This is a genomic window from Metabacillus rhizolycopersici (assembly GCF_020075705.1).
Genome location: NZ_JAIQUM010000004.1, coordinates 126,326 through 146,448 on the forward strand (window position 1 = coordinate 126,326; position 20,123 = coordinate 146,448).

The window sequence follows — 20,123 nt, forward strand, 5'->3', positions numbered from 1 at the left end:
GATATACATGACTTTCAATCAAATTCCTAAGGCACAAGGTCTCTACCGTCCTGAGTTTGAACATGACGCATGCGGTATTGGTTTATACGCTCATATAAAAGGTCACGCAACACATGATATCGTGAAAAAAGGATTAAATATGCTTTGCAGATTAGACCACAGAGGAGGGCAAGGCAGTGACCCGCTAACAGGAGATGGTGCTGGCTTAATGGTACAAATTCCTGATGCATTCTTTAAAAAGAATTGCCAAGAAATGACTCTTCCTGAAAATGGACGTTACGGAGTCGGGATGATGTTCTTCTCTAATGACGACTCAGAGCGAGATCAAATCGAAGCACAGCTTACTAAATTGATTGAGGAAGAAGGTCAAACCTTATTAGGTTGGAGAACAGTTCCAGTCAATGCTAATGACATTGGACCAGTTGCAAAAATGAGCTGTCCGGTCGTTCGCCAAGTATTTATTGGTGCAAATGATAGCATTGCAGACCATATTACTTTTGAACGTAAATTATATGTGATTCGTAAACAAGCAGAAAATTGGGCAAGAGAGCGTGAACTACGTTTCTACTTTACAAGTCTTTCAAGCAGTACAATTGTTTATAAAGGACTTCTAACTCCTGAACAAGTGGATGCATTTTATTTAGACCTACAGGATGATGACTTTATTTCAGCATTTTCATTAGTACATTCACGCTTTAGTACGAATACATTCCCTAGTTGGGAGAGAGCACATCCAAATCGTTATTTAATCCATAATGGTGAAATAAACACGCTTCGTGGAAACATGAACTGGATGAAAGCAAGGGAGCAGCAATTTGTATCTGAAGCATTTGGTGAGGATCTTCAAAAAGTATTACCAATATTAGATGCAGATGGAAGTGATTCATCTATTTTGGATAATGCATTTGAATTTTTCGTATTAGCAGGTCGTAAACCAGCTCATGCAGCCATGATGATGATTCCTGAGCCTTGGACAGAGAATCCCCATATGAGTCCTGAGAAGAGAGCATTTTACGAATACCATAGTTGCTTGATGGAACCGTGGGATGGTCCAACAGCTATTTCATTTACAAATGGAAAGCAAATTGGAGCGATTTTGGATCGAAACGGACTGCGTCCAGCACGTTACTATGTAACAAAGGATGATTACATTATTTTCTCATCTGAGGTAGGAGTTATTGAAGTTGAAGAAGAGAATGTTCTTTATAAGGATCGTCTAAGTCCTGGGAAAATGCTTTTAATTGATTTAGAAGAAGGTCGGATTGTTTCAGATGATGAAATTAAAGCAGAAATGGCGAAACAAGAGCCATACCAAGAATGGTTAAACGAGCAACTCAGTAAACTTGATAATGAAAACGAAGTATTGATTGAAGAAGAGGTGCTGGATATTTCAGAACGTCAACGTGCGTTTGGGTATACGTACGAAGATATTCAAAAGTATTTGCTTCCACTCATTACGGAAGGGAAGGATCCACTCGGATCAATGGGGAATGATATACCACTTGCGGTGCTATCAGAACGTCCACAATCACTTTTCAATTACTTTAAACAACTATTTGCTCAAGTAACAAACCCTCCAATTGATGCAATTAGAGAGCAAATTGTTACGTCATCAATGACATTATTAGGGGCAGAAGGAAATATTCTTCACCCAAATAAGGAAAATGCACGTAGAATTCAGTTGGATTCACCGGTTCTTTCTAATCATCAACTATCACAATTACGCTTGAATCTTTACGATGGGTTTAAGAGCAAAACAATACCGACTTTATTTACTGAAAATTTAGAATATTCTTTACAAAAGATTTGTTTAGAAGCAGAAAAAGCAATTGCTGAAGGCGTAAATATTATCATTTTATCTGATCGTGAAATGAATTCAGAGAAAGTTGCTATTCCTGTATTATTAGCTGCAGCAGCTTTACATCAGTATTTAGTGCGCCTGGGGACACGCACAAAGACAAGTATAGTAATTGAATCGGGTGAGGTTAGAGAGGTACATCATTTTGCTGCATTAATCGGTTACGGTGTTGATGCAATTAACCCATACTTGGTATTTGCAACATATAAAGAAGCTGTACTTGATGGAAGTTTAACCGTAAGTTATGAAGAAACAGTAGCAAAATACATCAAAGGTATTACAGAAGGTGTCGTAAAAGTAATGTCTAAAATGGGTATCTCGACTGTACAGAGCTACCGTGGTGCACAAGTTTTTGAAGCTGTTGGTATTAGTTCTGATGTAATTGACCGTTATTTTACAGGAACTGTATCTCAACTTGATGGAATTGACTTAGCAACAATTGCAAATGAAGCAACTTTACGCCATAAAGAAGCTTATTCAGAAAAAGTTGATAAAACGTTAGATTCAGGTAGTGATTTTCAGTGGAGAAAAACTGGCGAGCATCACGCATTTAATCCGGCGACAATCCATACGCTACAATGGGCTTGCCGAAAAAATGATTATACATTGTTTAAGAAATTTTCTCAGGCAGCAAATGAAGAGAGAATTGGATTTTTACGAAACCTATTTTCCTTCAACAGTAATAGACAGTCACTATCGATCGATGAAGTTGAATCTGTGGATTCAATTGTAAAACGATTCAAATCAGGTGCAATGTCATTCGGTTCATTAAGTAAGGAAGCTCACGAAACACTAGCTATTGCGATGAACCGTTTAGGTGGAAAAAGCAACAGTGGTGAAGGTGGAGAAGATTCGAAACGTTATATCGCTGATGAAAATGGTGACTTCCGCAGAAGTGCGATTAAACAGATTGCATCAGGTCGTTTTGGAGTGAAAAGTCATTATTTAGTGAATGCTGACGAACTTCAAATCAAAATGGCTCAGGGGGCTAAACCTGGTGAAGGTGGTCAGTTACCTGGTAATAAGGTTTACCCATGGGTTGCAGATGTTCGTGGTTCAACACCTGGTGTGGGATTGATTTCACCTCCACCACATCATGATATCTATTCTATTGAAGATTTAGCACAGCTGATTCATGATCTAAAAAATGCAAATCGCGATGCACGTATTAGCGTTAAGTTAGTTTCTAAGTCAGGTGTAGGGACAATTGCCGCAGGTGTTGCAAAAGGTGCTGCTGATGTCATTGTTATTAGTGGTTATGATGGAGGGACTGGCGCTTCTCCGAAAACGAGTATTAAACATACTGGTTTACCATGGGAACTAGGTTTAGCTGAAGCGCATCAAACGCTAATGCTAAATGGCCTGCGTGAACGTGTTGTCTTAGAAACTGATGGAAAATTAATGACAGGCCGCGACGTTGTGATGGCAGCAATTTTAGGTGCGGAGGAATACGGGTTTGCAACAGCTCCACTAGTTGTAATGGGTTGTATCATGATGCGTGTTTGCCATTTAGATACTTGTCCAGTTGGTGTTGCAACGCAAAATCCGGAACTACGTGAAAAATTTGCTGGTGATCCAGATCATATTGTCAACTACATGCGTTTTGTTGCAAAAGAAGTTCGTGAAATCATGGCAGAGCTTGGCTTTAAAAACATGGAAGAAATGGTTGGAAGTACAGATATTTTACAAGTAAGTGATCGTGCAAAAGCGCATTGGAAAGCGAAGCATCTGAATTTATCAACCCTTTTATATCAGCCGGAGGGCACACGTACTGCGAAATTTAAGCAAAACCATAAAATCGAACAATCGCTCGATATGGTTGAAATATTACCAGTTGTCAAAAATGCCATTGAAACAGGAACTCAAATTGATAAATCGTTTACTATCAAAAATATTAATCGTGTAGCCGGTACAATTGTTGGAAGTGAAATTTCTAAACGTTACGGTGAAGAAGGATTACCTGAAGACACGATCACCCTACGTTTTAATGGTTCTGCTGGCCAAAGCTTTGGTGCATTTATTCCTAGTGGTGTTACGATGGAATTAACTGGTGATGCTAACGATTATATTGGTAAAGGTCTTTCAGGTGGGAAAATCATCGTCACTCCACCTGAAAAAACAAGCATTGTTGCTACTGATAATGTCATTATCGGTAACGTACCATTTTATGGTGCTACTAGTGGTAAGGCATATATCAACGGACGTGCAGGTGAACGATTTGCTGTCCGTAACAGTGGGGCAAATGTTGTTGTTGAGGGAGTCGGTGACCATGGCTGTGAATATATGACAGGTGGTCAGGTTGTCATCTTGGGTGAAGTAGGAAAGAATTTTGGTGCTGGTATGTCAGGTGGTATTGCCTACGTACTTGTTGATAATAAAGATCAATTTATCGCTCAGTGTAATAGAGAAATGATCGAATTCGAAAGTTTAGTAGATGAAAAAGAGATAAGATCGCTTGAGGATATGATCCAAAAACATTTCGATTATACGAATAGTAAGAAGGCTGAAATTATCCTTGATAATTGGGAAGAAGTAATATCTAAGTTTGTTAAAGTAATTCCAAAGGATTACAAACGAATGATGGAAAGAATTGAAGAACAAATGCAAGCAGGATTAACTGCTGAGGACGCAGTAATGAGTGCCTTTGAGGCGAATGCCATAACAGAAAAAAAAGGATCGGTAGCAAGTATTGACCGCTCTGAAGCAATCGTACAGTAGAAAGGGGAGAGCATGATGGGGAAAGCAACAGGTTTTTTAGAATTCAAACGTGAAGAGGCGACTGAACGTGAGCCTCTTACACGTTTAAATGACTGGAAAGAATATACGGCTCCTTCCACTGAGGAAAAGCTAAGCAGACAAGGGTCACGTTGTATGGATTGCGCCACTCCTTTCTGTCATATTGGTACCGAGATCAATGGTTTTACTTCAGGTTGTCCAATTCATAACCTAATTCCTGAGTGGAATGATTTAGTTTATCGTGGAAGATGGAAGGAAGCCTTAGATCGTCTTATGAAAACGAACAATTTTCCTGAATTTACAGGAAGGGTTTGTCCTGCCCCATGTGAAGGGTCCTGTAACGTAGCCATTTCTGACCCTGCCGTGACAATTAAAAACATTGAAAAGGCGATTATTGATAAGGGCTTTGAAAATGGATGGATTACACCTCGTAAACCCACAAAACGAACAGGTAAAAAAATTGCGATCGTTGGGTCTGGACCTGCTGGCTTAGCAAGTGCTGATCAACTTAACCAAGCTGGACATTCTGTTACAGTTTTTGAACGTGCTGACCGTCCAGGTGGCTTATTAACGTATGGAATTCCAAATATGAAACTTGATAAAGGGATTGTTGAGCGACGTATTAACTTGTTAAGTCAAGAAGGGATTAGGTTTGTTACAAATACTGAAGTAGGTAAAGATATTACGTCTGAAGAACTACGTGAACAATTTGATGCAGTCATTTTATGTGTTGGTGCACAAAAGCAGCGTGATTTAGTGATTGAAGGTCGTGAATCAAATGGAGTTCACTTCGCGATGGATTATTTAACGACTTCTACAAAGAGCTATCTTGATTCAAATTTTGAAGATGGAAAGTTCATTAATGCGGAAGATAAAGATGTTATTGTCATTGGTGGTGGAGATACAGGTGCTGACTGTGTGGCAACTGCTCTACGTCAAAATTGTAAAAGCGTCGTTCAATTCGGTAAGCATCCTAAACTACCAATGTCACGTACACATGAAAATATGTGGCCTGAGGCACCACATGTATTCACGATGGAGTACGCATATGAAGAAGCTGAAGCAAAATTTGGTGCAGACCCACGTGAATATTCAATCCAGACGAAAAAGCTGGTTGCGGATGAAAGTGGAAATCTAAAAGAGCTTCATACGATTCAAATGGAAAAATGTAAAGATGAAGATGGTCGTTATTACTTTAAAGAAATTCCAGGAACGGAAAAAATATGGCCAGCTCAATTAGTCTTTATTGCAATTGGTTTTGAAGGTGCAGAACAGCCTGTATTAAAGCAATTTAATGTTGAAACAACGGGGAGAAATGTTATTTCGGCAAAATATGGGGATTTCCAAACGAATATTGCAGGCGTGTTTGCTGCAGGTGATGCAAGACGTGGTCAAAGCTTAATTGTTTGGGCAATCAATGAAGGTCGTGAAGTTGCTCGTGAAGTTGATCTTTATTTAATGGGAAATACTGTTTTAGCATAATATAGTTAGCTTACTATCGCATTCAATAAGTAGAATAGCCCAATGTGTGTTCTTTACTACACATTGGGCTATTCTTTTTTTACGATTTGTGTACGAATTGATACTATATTAGAAAATATTATCGATTTCTTTAGATAGTAATGTAATGAATGACAAACTATAGTAAAATAGTCTAATCATTAAGCGTTTATTCTAAGGAGCAAATTATGCCTAATAAAGTTAAATTGATCATCTCATATATAGTAGTTAGTTCATTATGGCTAATTGCAACAGATAACCTGGTTGTATATTTAAATATCTCAGAGGAAGTACGATTGATTTTTCGAAATGTAAAAGGTTTTCTATTCGTATTACTTACAAGTTTCTATATTTATTATTTAATCTTAAAAAAAGAAGCCTATGAAAATGAAAAGGAAGAAACAAATAAGTTGAACATTTTGATCAATTCCATGGTCGATTTTGTGAGTTTTAAAGATGGAGAAGGTAGATGGACAAGGGCAAATGATTTTGCATTAAAGCTTTTTCAACTTGAGAATATTGACTACCGAGGTAAAAAAGATTCTGAACTTGCCGTTTATAGTGAATTTTATACAGATGTAATGAGGTATTGTGAAATATCTGATGAAGAGGCTTGGTTAAACGAGAAGCCTAGTCGATGTATAGAAGAAATTCCAAAAAGAGATGGCTCATTCAAAACATTTTCTACAATTAAAATTCCGATTTTTAATAAAGATGGTTCTAGAAAAGAATTAGTCGTATTAGGAAGAGACGTTTCTGAGAAAATTTCTGCAGAAAAGAAGTTAGCGGAAAGTGAGCAACGATATAAATCACTTTTTGAGTTTAATCCAGAGTTAGTTTACATGATCGATTTAGAAGGTAGACTTACGAATGCAAACGATCATTTTTATCGGATTACTGGCTATCAAATTGAGGATTTTCTAACTAAAACAATCGAATCTCTCATCTCCGAAAAGAATCGTTTTTGTGCTTTTAAGTCATTTTTAGAGCTTGTTCGTCATAATAAAACATGGGTTAATAAAGAAATTGAAATTATTACAAAAGATAAAAAGCAGAAATTGTTGCGCGTTACAGCCGTTCCGATGATTATCGACGATCAAATAGTAGGGTTAATTGGATATGCATACGATATGACAAAAGAAAGAGAAACCGAACAGATGCTTCTTAAAACAGAAAAATTATCTGTCGTAGGAGAATTAGCTGCAAGTGTTGCGCATGAAATTAGGAATCCATTAACTTCATTAAAAGGGTTTGTACAATTATTGCAATCCTCTAATAAAGAAAATGAACATTATCATCAAATTATGCTTGATGAACTTGAACGAATTAATATTATTGCCAGCGAGCTTTTAGTATTAGCGAAGCCTCAACAAATTCAATTTCAAAAACGAAATATTAATGAATTGTTACAAAGTGTGAAATCATTGCTTCAGTCTGAAGCAAATCTTTATAATGTTGAGTTAGAACTAGTAGAAAATAATCAAATTCCTTTGATCGATTGTGAACCGAATCAATTGAAACAATTATTTATTAATATCATGAAAAACTCAATAGAGGCTTCTTCTAAAAAAATCCAAGTGAAGGTAGAGATGGTCGATCAGGAAAAAATTCGCATCCAATTTAAGGATGATGGCTGTGGAATGGATGAAGAAAGAGTAAAGCATCTAGGTGAACCTTTTTACTCTGTGAAAGAAAAAGGGACAGGATTAGGCTTAACAGTTAGTTACAGAATTGTAGAGTTTCATAAAGGGAAAATCCGCTTTACAAGTAAAGTAGATGAAGGAACAACGGTTGAACTAATACTTCCAATTCAAAAATGATCATTAAGCTCTATGCTACTGTTTACTAAATATAAAAACAGTGGCATGGGGCTTATTTTTTCTGCTTTGGACTTACACAATAATGGGTAGCGAACATAAACAAGAAATAAGGTCGACAACGGAAATTTTCAAAAATGTCGGAGTTTGATGAAAAAGGTCTGTTCAAAAATGAACTATGACGGAAAGCGTGTAATGAAGCGTATGAAAAGGTTCACCATCGTGATTGTCTCAATCATACCAACCGTGGCATATCGTAAATAATCCAATCATTATTCTTAGGGTAATAAAGCTCAAAAATAATAACAACAAGGAGCTGCTTTAAGTGTTCCCGTATTATTATCAACCATTTATTCCTATGAAGTGTGTAAATGTTCCATTCCAACATAGACAGTCGAATATGGTCCCTTACTATAATTATTCTGAATTGCCCAACAGACAATATCCGGAAGTGGATGTTACCTTATTTGAACAATCTGCAAAATCAATGCAGTTGTTACTAAAGGACGCCAATTTGCTATTAAATAAACTAGCAGATTCTAAATCCTTTGCTCAAAAAGTTATGTATGCTGCACAGCAATCAAATACAAAGGAAGTTGATAAGTTAATTAAATCAACAGGAATCAAGTCTGATGTATCAGCTAACATTGATCCAGATGGAATCAACTTAAAAATCTCCTCGAAAGGAAATAATACCGATTGTTGTCAGTTGAAAATTGCACTTAGATGGCGTTAACTAAATAAGCATTTAAAGCAATGGAATGAAGTGTGGCGTTGTTGATTGTTTAATTGAAGACATTTGGCATAACATCAGTCCTTACTGAATAAGTTCAGAATGACCATTCTTTGTGATATCAGAATTTATAAGTTTTGGTTTCGAGAATTGTCTAGCTCCAGCGCCTAGCCCCTCTTGGGTCTAAGCCTGAGGCTGATTAAGGCGCTTGCGCTTTTCTTATGATTATGGACAATTAATCAAAAAAGGAAAATATTGTTGGATTTTCCGTCTCATTACTAGTTGAAAGTGAGGATGAACGATGCCAAGTGAATTATACGAAGTTGAAGTCAATCTACCAATTCATTCTATATGGAATTTTGTCAGTGACATGAATAATTGGGCACCCCTTCTGCCTGGCTATATCGAACATGAAATCCTAAATGATCGTGAATCAACTTGGAAATTTAAAAGTGATTTAGGAGTAATTAAGAAGAAGATCCACTTAAAAGTAGATATCACAAGTTGGGTTGAGCCCACAGAAGTAACATTTAATTTGGTAGGTATCAATGAAAAAATAACTGGTAAAGGTTATTTTAAAGCACAAGCAATTGCTGAAAAGAAGTCATTGATGACAGGTTATCTTGATATTACATTTGAAGGTGCAATGGCAAAAATAATCAATTCAAAGTTAAAGAAAAACCTTACAGACATGACGAAAGAATTAACTGAGGCGATTATCGCAAAAATTCACGAAGTAGAAAATGGCGTAAGGTGACACTATATCTGCTGACATCTCTTTTAAAACTAATGAAGTAGGAATTTCTTAGAGTCATTTAGGGAAAAAGAGGGGATGTAATGGAATATATAGGAAGAAGTGTTTTTCGAAAAGAAGCTTTAGATAAAGTTACGGGTAAAGCAAATTACACTGCAGACGAGAATAAAATATCAACTCTTCATATAAGTATGGTTACAAGTCCTTATGGCCATGCAAATATTCTTGAAATCAATTGCTCTAAAGCAAGAAAAATCCTTGGTGTAAGAGCAGTTGTCCTGGGAAGTCACGACCTGCCACTTACTGGTGAAGAAATAAGAGATCGCCCTCCTATCGCTGTCGATAAAGTACGATATCATGGTGAACCGGTTGCTCTCGTCGTTGCCGATACACCGGTAATCGCCAAAAGGGCAGCTGATTTAGTAGATGTTAGATACGAGATACTCAAAGTTGTAAATTCTCCAACCGAAGCCTTAAGTGAAAATGCTCCGTTAGTCCATCAGGATGTTATTTCCTATCAAAAAATAGGTAATGCGAATCCAATACCAAATTCAAACATTTCAAATATTACCAAAATCCGCAAAGGAAATGTCGAACAAGGGTGGCGAGAAAGTAATGTAGTTGTTGAAGATTCCTATCGTTTTTCGCCATCCGCACATGCTGCAATGGAAACAAGAACTGCAATTGTTGAGATCAAACCAACTGGTTATGTTCATATCACGTCATCTTCGCAAGCACCATTTATGTTGAAAAAGTTACTGAGTACTTTTTTCTCTATAGATGAGGGGAAAATCATCGTTCAAACACCATTGGTCGGAGGTGCCTATGGTGGAAAAGCATCTGTACAATGGGAAATCTTAGCATATCTTGCCTCAAAGGCAGTTGGTGGCAAACGAGTCAAAATTGTTTATTCAAGAGAGGAAGATTTAATCACCGCACCTTGTCATATAGGTCTTGAAGCGAAAGTGAAAATAGGGTGTACAAAAGAAGGAATGATAAAAGCAACAGAGATCGTTTATTTATTTGATGGTGGAGCATATTCAGACAAGGCCATTGATGTTAGTCGAGCTGGTGCCGTGGATTGCACAGGTCCATATAATATTGAGAATGTACAGTGCGATTCGTATTGTCTTTATACGAATCATCCTTATGCTACTGCGTATAGGGGATTTTCCCATTCTGAAGTTCTTTTTGCCTTCGAAAGGACGATGGATAAGCTTGCTAATAAGCTAGGAATGGATCCGATTGAATTAAGAAAAAGAAATGCGATACTACCGGGACATACAACACCTACTCAAGTGAAATTAAATAAAAGTAATGTTGGAAATTTACCAGCTTGTATTAATAGATTAAAAGAATTAATCAACTGGGATCAAGGGCAAATTCACAGGATAGATGAGCGAATAATTAGGGTGAAAGGTATTTGTTGTGTTTGGAAGACATCGACAATTGACACAGATGCAACATCTGGTGTAATCCTAACATTTAATCCTGATGGTAGTATCAATCTTATGTCAGGTGTCGTTGAGATCGGTACAGGGACGAAGACAATACTTGCTCAAATTTTAGCGGAAAGAATGAAGATGAGTATCGATCAAATCCATGTAAAAATGACCGTTGATACCCAAACAACGCCAGAACACTGGAAAACAGTTGCAAGCCGAGCGACGTTAATGGCGGGAAGGGCAGTATTAGCTGCTGCAGAGGATTGTATTCAGCAAATAAAAGATATTGCATCACAAGTACTACGATGTACAATCGATGACCTTGAAGTTGCAAATGGGAGAGTTTTTTTGCGAGATGATCCCGATGTAGGCCTTGAAGTAAAGGATGTTGCCTATGGGTATAAGTATTCTAATGGTAATGCGATTGGCGGACAAATTATTGGCAGAGGAAATTATATTTTAAGAGGAATGACGACGCTAAATCCCGAAACTGGTGCAGGAAAACCAGGACCAGAGTGGACAGTCGGTGCTCAAGGAGTAGAAATAGATTTTGACGAGCGAGATCTAACTTACAGTATAAACAGAGCCATTTCTGTACTTGATATTGGAAAAGTATTGAATTTTAAAGGAGCACTTGGTCAAGTTATGGGTGCGATGAGCATGGGGTTAGCTTTTGCAGGGAGAGAAACATTTGTTTTTGACGATTTGGCTAGAATTATGAATCCACAACTTCGGACATACAGACCAATTCATTATGGAGAAACTCCTACATACATAATCGATTTTGTAGAAACCCCACACCTTGAAGCTCCATATGGTGCTAGAGGAATTGGAGAGCAAGGATTGATTGGCATGCCAGCAGCTCTTGGCAATTGTTTGACTGTTGCAACAGGGGTTGCACTTAATCAACTTCCGTTAACTCCAGAATTAATCTGGAAAAGTAAGGGGCAAACAAATGATTCCGTATGATTTTGAATATTATAAACCATCAACCATTCAAGAAGCCTTAAACTTGTTTGTTGAATTGAATAAGAGAGGAAGAAAACCGGTTTATTTTTCAGGAGGAACGGAAATTATCACCTTAGGCAGGCTAAACCTTGTAACCGGTGATGCTGTCATCGACCTAAAAGAAATACCGGAATGCAATCGTTATCAAGTAGTTGAAGAACACTTACTAATAGGATCGACTAATCCATTATCGAAAATCGAAGACACGAATCTTTTTCCACTGCTAAGTAAAACTGTTAGTGAAATTGCTGATCGCACCTCGAGAAACAAGATAACTGTTGGGGGAAATATATGTGGACAGATTTTTTATCGCGAAGCTGTTTTACCTTTCTTACTCTGTAATAGCGTTCTCGTTATAGCAGGTATTGAGGGGATAAAGCAAGTTTCAATTATGGAAATCTTTCTTGAGAAGCTAGTATTAAAAAATGGTGAGTTTCTTGTCCAAATAGTAACAGAACAAAAATATCTTAATAGCCCATTCATAAGTATAAAGAGAAGAAGACAATGGAAGACAGGATATCCACTAGTTACGGTAGCAGCAATAAAAGTTAACAATAAGATTAGAATCGCAATTAGTGGTTTAACAACTTATCCATTTCGTTCAACAGCATTCGAAGAAACTCTTAATAATCTAAATCTCTCATTTGATGTAAGGATAACGACTGCGATCGAACAACTTAAAATTCCTATTCTAAATGATACGGAAGGTTCAAGTGACTATCGATTGTTCGTATTAAAAAATACAATTGAAGATGTACTAACACAATTGGGAGGTAGGGGAAATGCCAACATTTAATTCTTTACTAACGACTACAACGCTATTAGTTAATGGAGAAAAAAGGGAAATTACCTTCCGCAATGCAGACATTTTACTATATGTATTAAGAAATCAATTAGGTTTAACAGGTGCAAAGCCAGGCTGCTTGAATGGTGATTGTGGTGCATGTACGGTTCAATTAGATGGTGCGGCACAAAAGTCATGCTTAGTGCTGGCTGTTGAAACGATTGGAAAGGAAATTTTGACGGTTGAAGGCTTGAATGGGACACCAATACAAGGAGCATTTGTTGAACATTTTGCTTTTCAATGTGGGTACTGTACACCTGGATTTATTATGAATTGTCAGTCACTCATCGAAAACCGGCCAAAACCTACAGACGAAGAAATGACCAAATGGTTAGAATCTAATATTTGTCGATGTACTGGTTATTTAGAGATTGAAAAGGCAATAAAATCAATTATCACAACTGAAAGCTAAAGAATAAATGAATGGAGACTTCCGACAGTGGAATTAAGGAACCCCCTACTGTTGGAAGTCTTGCTTTATGTATTTATGGTAACGGATGAAATGGGTGTCTGACCTAGAGAATATTTCTAGGTATTTACATATATTGCAACGAGAAGCAAAGAAAAAAATTAGGAGGGATTATGCATGGAACAAACATTTTATGAGCATGCAAACGATGAGCGAATCTTTGGAAGACCTTTTGGATTTGGAAGACCCTTTGGTTTCGGAAGACCGTTCGGTTTTGGTAGACCTTTCGGTTTTGGTAGACCTTTCGGCTTCGGAAGACCGTTTTTTGGAGGGCCATTTTTCGGAGGACCATTTGTTGGTGGTTTATTAGGAGGCCTAGCTGCTAGCGCATTGTATAGTCCATATGGTTACGGCTATGGTTATGGTTATGGTTATGGTTATGGTTATCCGTACCCTCCATACGGATATTGGTACTAATTCAATTTGCTTCTATGATATTCAAGGTTTCTTAGTTCAGATGGCGAAGCAGTATGAGTTGTTTGTATAGTGAAGAATATAAGTATTGTTCATAAGATGAAAACAAATATAATTACTCAAAATGGAAATAGTAATTTCGGATCTTCTTTCCAAAATAGTCATACATCAAATTTGAAAGCAGTTGGCGCAAACTTTTCGTTCGGTGATTAATCTTGTTCATTTCAAGGGCCAAATAAAAATAATATTGTGGAAATAGAGGAAGATGACCAAGATGAGCAAGATTTAGAAACGTAAAAATATCATTCTTCAAAATTAAGAAGCTGCTTTTTTTAACATATAGTACTTGATGGGCATATATATATATCATCGAGATGATAGGAGGAGAATGTATGCCCTCAAATATAAATATGTACAGTATTAAAGTCAATAATATGTCAAATAACGGTTCGTTAAATATGGGGGACGCACTTCATAATGCACATACAGCTAACTCAAAATCTACAGGAGTAAACTCTTCTTACGTTGATACATGTCCTACATCTTCTGGTATGGAAGATGTCTATATAGATCCAGATGGAAATGATCAGGGTGATATTGCAAACCCAGCAAATGTAAATCAAAGTTAAATGCAAATTCCGGCTAAACTGGAAATTATGAGGAGGAAATCATTATCCTTCAGGTGGGAACGATCATAACAAGTGATCTTTGGCCAATCTATTATAATCAAATTCATCATTATTATGGTCCTGTGTTCAATTATCCTCCTATTTATATCGGATATGGACAATCCATTTATTATCAACGCTAGAACTTGATGAGTCATTTTTTACGAGGAAGCTATGAAAAATAAAAGATTTGAATCTGCTTTGTATCAAGTCATCTATCGGTTCGTTATGGAAATATAAATCCCATTCATGTAGATTTTCTAAGAGTGGGATTTTTTTCGCATTATTACTGAAATAACGAGCTGACAGATAGCAAAGATGAAATCATCCTATACATGATTCTACTTTCTTAATCAAAACAATTGACAATGATAATTAATTTCAATTAGTATAGAATATAAGTTAAATATAAATAGAGTATTGATGGGAGATGGGTACATGTTTATTCAAATGAAAACAATCACTGTAACTGAAGGGAATTCTGATCAGGTTGTAAATCGTTTTGATGGAGAAGGAATAATTGAAAAACAAGATGGATTTATCGATTTAACCGTAATGGTTAAAAAGGTTCGCCGCGGAAACGAAGAAGTAGTTGTTATGATTCGCTGGGAATCAGAGGAGTATTGGAAAAAGTGGGAAAAGAGTGAAGCCCATATTGCAGGTCATAAAGCGAACTTAGGCAAGCCGAAGCCTGAATATATTGTTAATTCAGATGGTGGATTATACGATATAAAGCTAGTCAAACAAGTAGCTGAACAATCTATTTAACCTTTTGAAAAAAATTCTACTAAATAATGAATAAAAAAGTTTAGATATTATTGAGTGGATGAAATGAAACGTTGAAGATAAGGAAAGGATGAAGATTATGTAAAGTTATCGTCCTTTTTCATTCATTCTTTTTTATTTCATCATAATTTCAATCGGGTGTATCGAGTTTTTGTGGAAAAAAGATGTTTACACAAAATAATAAAAAGCGAAAAATATTTATAGCATAAAAAATAATTTAAAATAAATTATTAAAATTCAGGTCTATATGATTACGATACATATAAATACACAAAAGTATTTCAAAAATTGAAATGACTATTTAAATATTCGAATAAGATAAATGTTTTGAATCATTTATACATAAAAAAGCTGTAGCTTCCTAAACTTGTTGGAAACTACAGCTTTTTTCGTTATTTTTAGAATGGGACTTATTTTAAAGACAGAATGGTACGGAGTACATTACCCTATTTTTCTGGAATAATTAAGTTTAAGACAACTGTTGCAAGTGCACCAATCCCAATACCAGATGATGGATGGGAGTATGAAACAACAGGTGAATGTTCAAAAATTCCTCAGCTACCAGAAGGAAGAGCTATATCTAAAAAAGCAAAAGCCACAAAATATGCCTGTATTGAACGGTATGGTTTCATTTGGATTAATTTAGAAAATAGTGATGTCGATCTATTTGAATACCCAGAATTTGATAATGAAAGTTTTCATAGTGTCGTTTGTGGACCACAAGAGGTCATGGCAAAACCACCTAGAATCATTGAGAATTTTTTAGATGTCGGTCATTTATCGATTGTACATGAAGGATTTCTTGGTGAACAAGAACATCCAGTCATGGAAGACTATGATATACATGGGGAAGAGAAGGGGATTCGTTCAAGTGAAATAGCTATCTACCAACCAGACCCAGACGGTTCAGGTGAAGCTAAATACGCCTACTATACATATGAAATTATTCGTCCGCTTACTGTTCGATTTACAAAAAAAGATCATGAAAAAAATCAAGAAATGGTCATCCTGTTTACCATTTTGCCTGTTACAGAGGAAAAATCGATTGCGTTTGGAATGCTTTCATTTAATTATGATAGCGGTCAAACAAATCAAGAGATTATCGAGTTCCAAAACATGATTTTTTCTCAAGACAAACCAATCGTAGAAAATCAAAAGCCTGAAGAACTCCCACTAGATCTTCAAGTTGAACTTTCACTAAAGAGCGACAAAGTAAGTATCGCTTATCGTCAATACTTGAAAAAACTTGGAGTTACATTAGGAACAGCTTAAATTGTTCGATAATATTTAGAAATTAGGATTAGAAAGAGAGGTGAGGCCTTTCTTTTTAATCGTAAAAATATAAGGCCTATCTGTTTTAAACTTCCCTTCACTTTAACATAATCACAATCAATTCAATCGTTTTAAAACCCATTTGAAAAAATACCCTCCATAACCCAAAATCTATCACCAATGTTAAATAATCTAATACAAACATTTAAGCCTACATTAATGTAAATCTCGAATGTCATCTTTTAGCGATAAGAACCCCCCGTACTGACAGAAATTTTCGCAAATTCCAATCACTAAAATAAAGGTCATGACCCAAGCTTGGAAACAATATGTTAATGAAGAAGACCTAACGGGGGGGAGAAATGATGGTTGTAAAGGCTACGGAGGCGGATATTGATCTTTTAGCAAGATTGCTAAGGGCAGAAGCTGAAGGTGAGGGTGTCCAGGGGATGATGATGGTTGGGAATGTAGGAATAAACCGAATAAGAGGAAATTGTTCTGATTTTAAAGGACTTCGTACAATTCCTAATATGGTTTTTCAGCCCCATGCATTTGAAGCCACGACAAAGGGGTATTTTTATCAAAGGGCAAGAGACAGCGAAAAAAAATTAGCACGACGAGTTATAAAAGGTGAAAGGTTATGGCCTTCTCGCTTTAGTTTATGGTATTTTAGACCACGGGGGGACTGTCCCGCGCAATGGTATGATCAGCCTTTAGTAGGTCGTTACAAACTTCACTGTTTTTATGAACCGACAGGAGAAGAATGTGAAAATATTTATAATACGTTTTAGTGTAAGTGAAGTAATGAGACAGTTGACAATTGTAACGGAATAACAAAAACCTGTATAATTTATACAGGTTTTTTGATTGAGATAGAATAATACGAACGAAAAATGTTTGTATAGACAAAAATGTTCGGTATATATGAAATCTATGATAACTAATCGTGTAAGCGATGTATCTAATAGTTTAGGCGAAAATGTTCGTTTCCTTTCTCTTGATATGTCGTATATTTTCATTTATAATTCAAGAATATTAATAAGTAAATTTTTTGATTATGAATAAAAAGCGAATGATAGTATATTCACAGCTATGAGATCATCATATAATTTTACAGATAACCAAATAATTAGTATGCGTTGATTGTTATAGATAACACTATAACAGGAGCAACTTCTGGAGAGAGTGCAAATAATTGCAGCGCCGAAGGGTTTACAATCTCAGGCAAAAGGACAGAAGAGTAACGAATTCTTATTTGTTATTCTGACACCTAATGAGATTGGAGAAATTCAATCTTTTTTTTATTGGCTTTTTGGCTTGTTGTAGATGGTAAGTTAGCTGAGTAGTCAGGATAATAGATAATGAATGATCTTTTATTAGAACTTCTACTAACTTTAATAAGTGTAGATTGATATGAAATAATTAGTTGCTTTAATGAAAGAGTTTTAAATCAATTATTAGTTAAAGGGGAGAAAACAAACAATGTATACAATTAAAACGTTAAATAATATTGCCGAATGTGGACTAAATGTGTTCAACAACGAAAATTACAAAATCGATAATAACAGTGAAAACCCTGATGCTATTGTCCTTCGAAGCTTTAACATGCATGACATGGAAATTGATAAAAATATCAAAGCCGTCGCACGTGCAGGCGCGGGCGTAAATAATATTCCAGTCAGTGAATACACAGAGCGCGGAATTGTTGTGTTCAATACACCAGGTGCAAATGCAAATGCAGTAAAAGAACTTGTGCTAACGACAATAATGGCGTCATCTCGAAACTTATTTGACGGATTGACATGGACAAAGACGTTAGAAGGTCAAGGTGAGGAGATTCCAAAACTTGTAGAAGCTGGGAAAAAGCAATTTGTCGGTAAAGAAATTAAAGGGAAAACACTTGGTGTTATCGGTTTAGGAGCAATAGGTGCTCTAGTTGCAAATAATGCGCTCGACTTGGACATGGATGTTATCGGGTTTGACCCGTTTATTTCTGTGGATACGGCTTGGAACCTATCACGCAAAGTGCAACGTGCTATGACGATTGAGGAGCTGTTTGCCAACAGTGATTACATTACAGTTCACGTTCCGTTTACGGATAAAACAGGAGGCATGTTTAACGAAGAAACTTTTAACATTATGAAACCTGGCGTTCATATTTTGAACTTCTCACGCGGTGAGCTTGTGAATGAAAAAGATATGGCTGTTGCGCTTGAAAGTGGAATCGTCGGTAAGTATATTACAGACTTCCCGAATGAAAATGTATTGAAAATGAAAAATGCAGTTCCGGTTCCTCATCTTGGTGCATCTACGACGGAATCAGAAGAAAATTGTGCGATCATGGCTGCGCGCCAGGTGAAGGAATTTCTTGAAACTGGAAATATCAAAAATTCAGTGAATTTGCCAAATGCTTACCTTCCATATAAAGGGAAGCGTCGTGTGACAGCGTATCATGAAAACATTCCGAACATGGTCGGTCAAATCACATCTGCCCTGTCAAACTATAACTTGAACATTGCAGACATGGTCAATAGAAGTAGAGGCAATTACGCATATACGATGATTGACATTGATAACGAAGTAAATGGTGATGTCATTCCTAGTTTGGAAGAAAAAATCAACCAAATTGAAGGTATCATAAACGTACGAATTATTTAAACACCAAAAAAAGGCTGTTGAGAAAGTTTTTCTCAACAGCCTTTTTTGAGTTTAAGTGAGTTCTTCCCTGTCAAAACTGCTAGAAAAGAAAAAAAGGAGAGATGCAGGATGATGGGAGCCTTACAGAATCATCGAAATCAAGAAGTAACCGTGTCTGTTGAATCATTCGTTCCGGTGGATCATTTTTTGCGTGCTGTGGAAGCCACGATTGATTTTTCATTTATTGAAGAAAAGTTACAACCGTATTATTGTGAAAATAATGGAAGACTTTCGATTCATCCCATTACTTTATTTAAAATGATGTTTGTTGGTTATTTTTACGGGATTCGTTCCGAGCGTCAATTAGAGAAAGAAATTGAAACGAACATTGCTTATCGATGGTTTTTAGGGTTATCCCTATCAGATAGGGTGCCTCACCATTCAACCATCAGTTTTAACCGACGCACCTGATTCCTCGACACTACGATTTTCGAAGAAATTTTTGATGAAATTGTTCATCAAGCCATTGAACATCGAATGGTAGGAGGGCGTATTTTAATGTCAGATTCTACTCATATCAAGGCAAATGCCAATAAAAATAAATTCATTCGAAAAGTCAAAGAAGAGAATCCGAAAGCGTATTTAGAAGAACTAGAAGCAGCCGTTACAGAAGACCGTATTCAACACGGAAAAAAGCATTAAAACCGAGAAAGGAAGGCGTTGCCAAACTAAAACAGACGAGAGTGAGTACAACAGATCCCGAAAGTGGTTTTCTCATGCGAGAGGGAAAACCTAAAGGATTTTTCTATTTAGATCATCGCACAGTGGATGTCAAATATAACATTGTCACAGATACTTTTATTACGGCTGGAAATGTGGCAGATTCCTATCCATATTTGGCGCGCCTTCATAAGCAAATCGAGAAATTTCAATTTAATGTAGAAGCTATCGCCTTGGACGCTGGTTATTTTAACAACTATATTTGTAAGAAACTCGCAGAACAACATATTTTTACCGTCATGGGTTATCGACGTTTTGGCAACGCCAAAAAGAGCCTGCCTAAGCGTAAGTTTCATTATGTAGAGGAAAAGGATATATATGCCTGTCCAATGGGATGTATTCTTTCCTATTCCACAACCGACCGTGATGGATATCGTCACTATAAATCAAAGAAAAGTGATT

Annotated in this window: 15 protein-coding genes, 1 pseudogene and 1 riboswitch; all 16 genes and pseudogenes read left to right on the top strand. The window is 36.5% G+C overall.

Annotation, left to right across the window (positions count from 1 at the left end; genetic code table 11):
• Positions 1 to 7 precede the first annotated feature (7 nt).
• Entirely contained in the window at positions 8 to 4,576 is a 4,569-nt protein-coding gene (gene gltB, locus K9V48_RS03315) for a glutamate synthase large subunit (protein ID WP_224136907.1), read from the top strand.
• 15 nt (positions 4,577 to 4,591) lie between these two features.
• A complete protein-coding gene (gltD, locus tag K9V48_RS03320) occupies positions 4,592 to 6,076 on the top strand; it encodes a glutamate synthase small subunit (RefSeq protein ID WP_224136909.1) in 1,485 nt (494 codons plus the stop codon).
• Positions 6,077 to 6,282: 206 nt separating this feature from the next.
• On the top strand, positions 6,283 to 7,914 hold the full coding sequence (locus K9V48_RS03325) for a PAS domain-containing sensor histidine kinase (protein ID WP_224136911.1): 1,632 nt from the start codon (positions 6,283 to 6,285) through the stop codon (positions 7,912 to 7,914).
• Between the two features lie 322 nt (positions 7,915 to 8,236).
• A complete protein-coding gene (locus K9V48_RS03330) occupies positions 8,237 to 8,647 on the top strand; it encodes a YuzC family spore coat inner layer protein (RefSeq protein ID WP_224136913.1) in 411 nt (136 codons plus the stop codon).
• Positions 8,648 to 8,945: 298 nt separating this feature from the next.
• Positions 8,946 to 9,401 carry an SRPBCC family protein gene (locus tag K9V48_RS03335; protein ID WP_224136915.1) on the top strand — a complete coding sequence of 152 codons (456 nt, stop codon included), beginning with the start codon at positions 8,946 to 8,948 and terminating at the stop codon, positions 9,399 to 9,401.
• An 80-nt stretch (positions 9,402 to 9,481) separates the two neighbouring features.
• The gene (locus K9V48_RS03340; protein ID WP_224136916.1) at positions 9,482 to 11,812 is read left to right on the top strand and encodes a xanthine dehydrogenase family protein molybdopterin-binding subunit; all 2,331 of its coding nucleotides are present in this window, start codon (positions 9,482 to 9,484) and stop codon (positions 11,810 to 11,812) included.
• The gene (locus K9V48_RS03345; protein WP_224136918.1) at positions 11,799 to 12,647 is read left to right on the top strand and encodes an FAD binding domain-containing protein; all 849 of its coding nucleotides are present in this window, start codon (positions 11,799 to 11,801) and stop codon (positions 12,645 to 12,647) included. The genes K9V48_RS03340 and K9V48_RS03345 overlap by 14 nt, the downstream gene beginning before the upstream one ends.
• A complete protein-coding gene (locus K9V48_RS03350; protein ID WP_224136920.1) occupies positions 12,634 to 13,107 on the top strand; it encodes a (2Fe-2S)-binding protein in 474 nt (157 codons plus the stop codon). The genes K9V48_RS03345 and K9V48_RS03350 overlap by 14 nt, the downstream gene beginning before the upstream one ends.
• A 174-nt stretch (positions 13,108 to 13,281) precedes the next feature.
• Entirely contained in the window at positions 13,282 to 13,581 is a 300-nt protein-coding gene (gene ymaG / locus K9V48_RS03355; RefSeq protein ID WP_224136922.1) for an inner spore coat protein YmaG, read from the top strand.
• A gap of 69 nt (positions 13,582 to 13,650) precedes the next feature.
• The gene (locus tag K9V48_RS03360) at positions 13,651 to 13,791 is read left to right on the top strand and encodes a spore germination protein (protein ID WP_308012493.1); all 141 of its coding nucleotides are present in this window, start codon (positions 13,651 to 13,653) and stop codon (positions 13,789 to 13,791) included.
• A 179-nt stretch (positions 13,792 to 13,970) separates the two neighbouring features.
• Positions 13,971 to 14,207, top strand: coding sequence for a spore germination protein (locus tag K9V48_RS03365; protein ID WP_224136924.1), 237 nt, complete (start codon positions 13,971 to 13,973; stop codon positions 14,205 to 14,207).
• Between the two features lie 477 nt (positions 14,208 to 14,684).
• Positions 14,685 to 15,014 carry an antibiotic biosynthesis monooxygenase gene (locus K9V48_RS03370; RefSeq protein ID WP_224136925.1) on the top strand — a complete coding sequence of 110 codons (330 nt, stop codon included), beginning with the start codon at positions 14,685 to 14,687 and terminating at the stop codon, positions 15,012 to 15,014.
• Positions 15,015 to 15,458: 444 nt separating this feature from the next.
• A complete protein-coding gene (locus K9V48_RS03375) occupies positions 15,459 to 16,304 on the top strand; it encodes a Rieske 2Fe-2S domain-containing protein (protein WP_224136927.1) in 846 nt (281 codons plus the stop codon).
• Between the two features lie 362 nt (positions 16,305 to 16,666).
• Positions 16,667 to 17,095, top strand: a complete 429-nt coding sequence (locus tag K9V48_RS03380; protein ID WP_224136928.1) for a cell wall hydrolase — start codon at positions 16,667 to 16,669, stop codon at positions 17,093 to 17,095.
• Positions 17,096 to 17,470: 375 nt separating this feature from the next.
• Positions 17,471 to 17,550, top strand: a riboswitch (glycine riboswitch).
• A gap of 236 nt (positions 17,551 to 17,786) precedes the next feature.
• The gene (locus K9V48_RS03385) at positions 17,787 to 18,962 is read left to right on the top strand and encodes a phosphoglycerate dehydrogenase (protein WP_224136929.1); all 1,176 of its coding nucleotides are present in this window, start codon (positions 17,787 to 17,789) and stop codon (positions 18,960 to 18,962) included.
• Positions 18,963 to 19,070: 108 nt separating this feature from the next.
• Positions 19,071 to 20,123 (top strand): annotated as a pseudogene (locus K9V48_RS03390) (IS1182 family transposase); the annotation flags it as partial.

Excerpts from the sequence above, each read along its gene's own strand:
- gltB (WP_224136907.1), top strand. The coding sequence starts at position 8 with ATGACTTTCAATCAAATTCCTAAGGCACAAGGTCTCTACCGTCCTGAG.
- gltD (WP_224136909.1), top strand. The coding sequence starts at position 4,592 with ATGGGGAAAGCAACAGGTTTTTTAGAATTCAAACGTGAAGAGGCGACT.
- K9V48_RS03325 (WP_224136911.1), top strand. The coding sequence starts at position 6,283 with ATGCCTAATAAAGTTAAATTGATCATCTCATATATAGTAGTTAGTTCA.
- K9V48_RS03335 (WP_224136915.1), top strand. The coding sequence starts at position 8,946 with ATGCCAAGTGAATTATACGAAGTTGAAGTCAATCTACCAATTCATTCT.
- K9V48_RS03340 (WP_224136916.1), top strand. The coding sequence starts at position 9,482 with ATGGAATATATAGGAAGAAGTGTTTTTCGAAAAGAAGCTTTAGATAAA.
- K9V48_RS03345 (WP_224136918.1), top strand. The coding sequence starts at position 11,799 with ATGATTCCGTATGATTTTGAATATTATAAACCATCAACCATTCAAGAA.
- K9V48_RS03350 (WP_224136920.1), top strand. The coding sequence starts at position 12,634 with ATGCCAACATTTAATTCTTTACTAACGACTACAACGCTATTAGTTAAT.
- ymaG (WP_224136922.1), top strand. The coding sequence starts at position 13,282 with ATGGAACAAACATTTTATGAGCATGCAAACGATGAGCGAATCTTTGGA.
- K9V48_RS03365 (WP_224136924.1), top strand. The coding sequence starts at position 13,971 with ATGCCCTCAAATATAAATATGTACAGTATTAAAGTCAATAATATGTCA.
- K9V48_RS03370 (WP_224136925.1), top strand. The coding sequence starts at position 14,685 with ATGTTTATTCAAATGAAAACAATCACTGTAACTGAAGGGAATTCTGAT.
- K9V48_RS03375 (WP_224136927.1), top strand. The coding sequence starts at position 15,459 with ATGGTACGGAGTACATTACCCTATTTTTCTGGAATAATTAAGTTTAAG.
- K9V48_RS03380 (WP_224136928.1), top strand. The coding sequence starts at position 16,667 with ATGATGGTTGTAAAGGCTACGGAGGCGGATATTGATCTTTTAGCAAGA.
- K9V48_RS03385 (WP_224136929.1), top strand. The coding sequence starts at position 17,787 with ATGTATACAATTAAAACGTTAAATAATATTGCCGAATGTGGACTAAAT.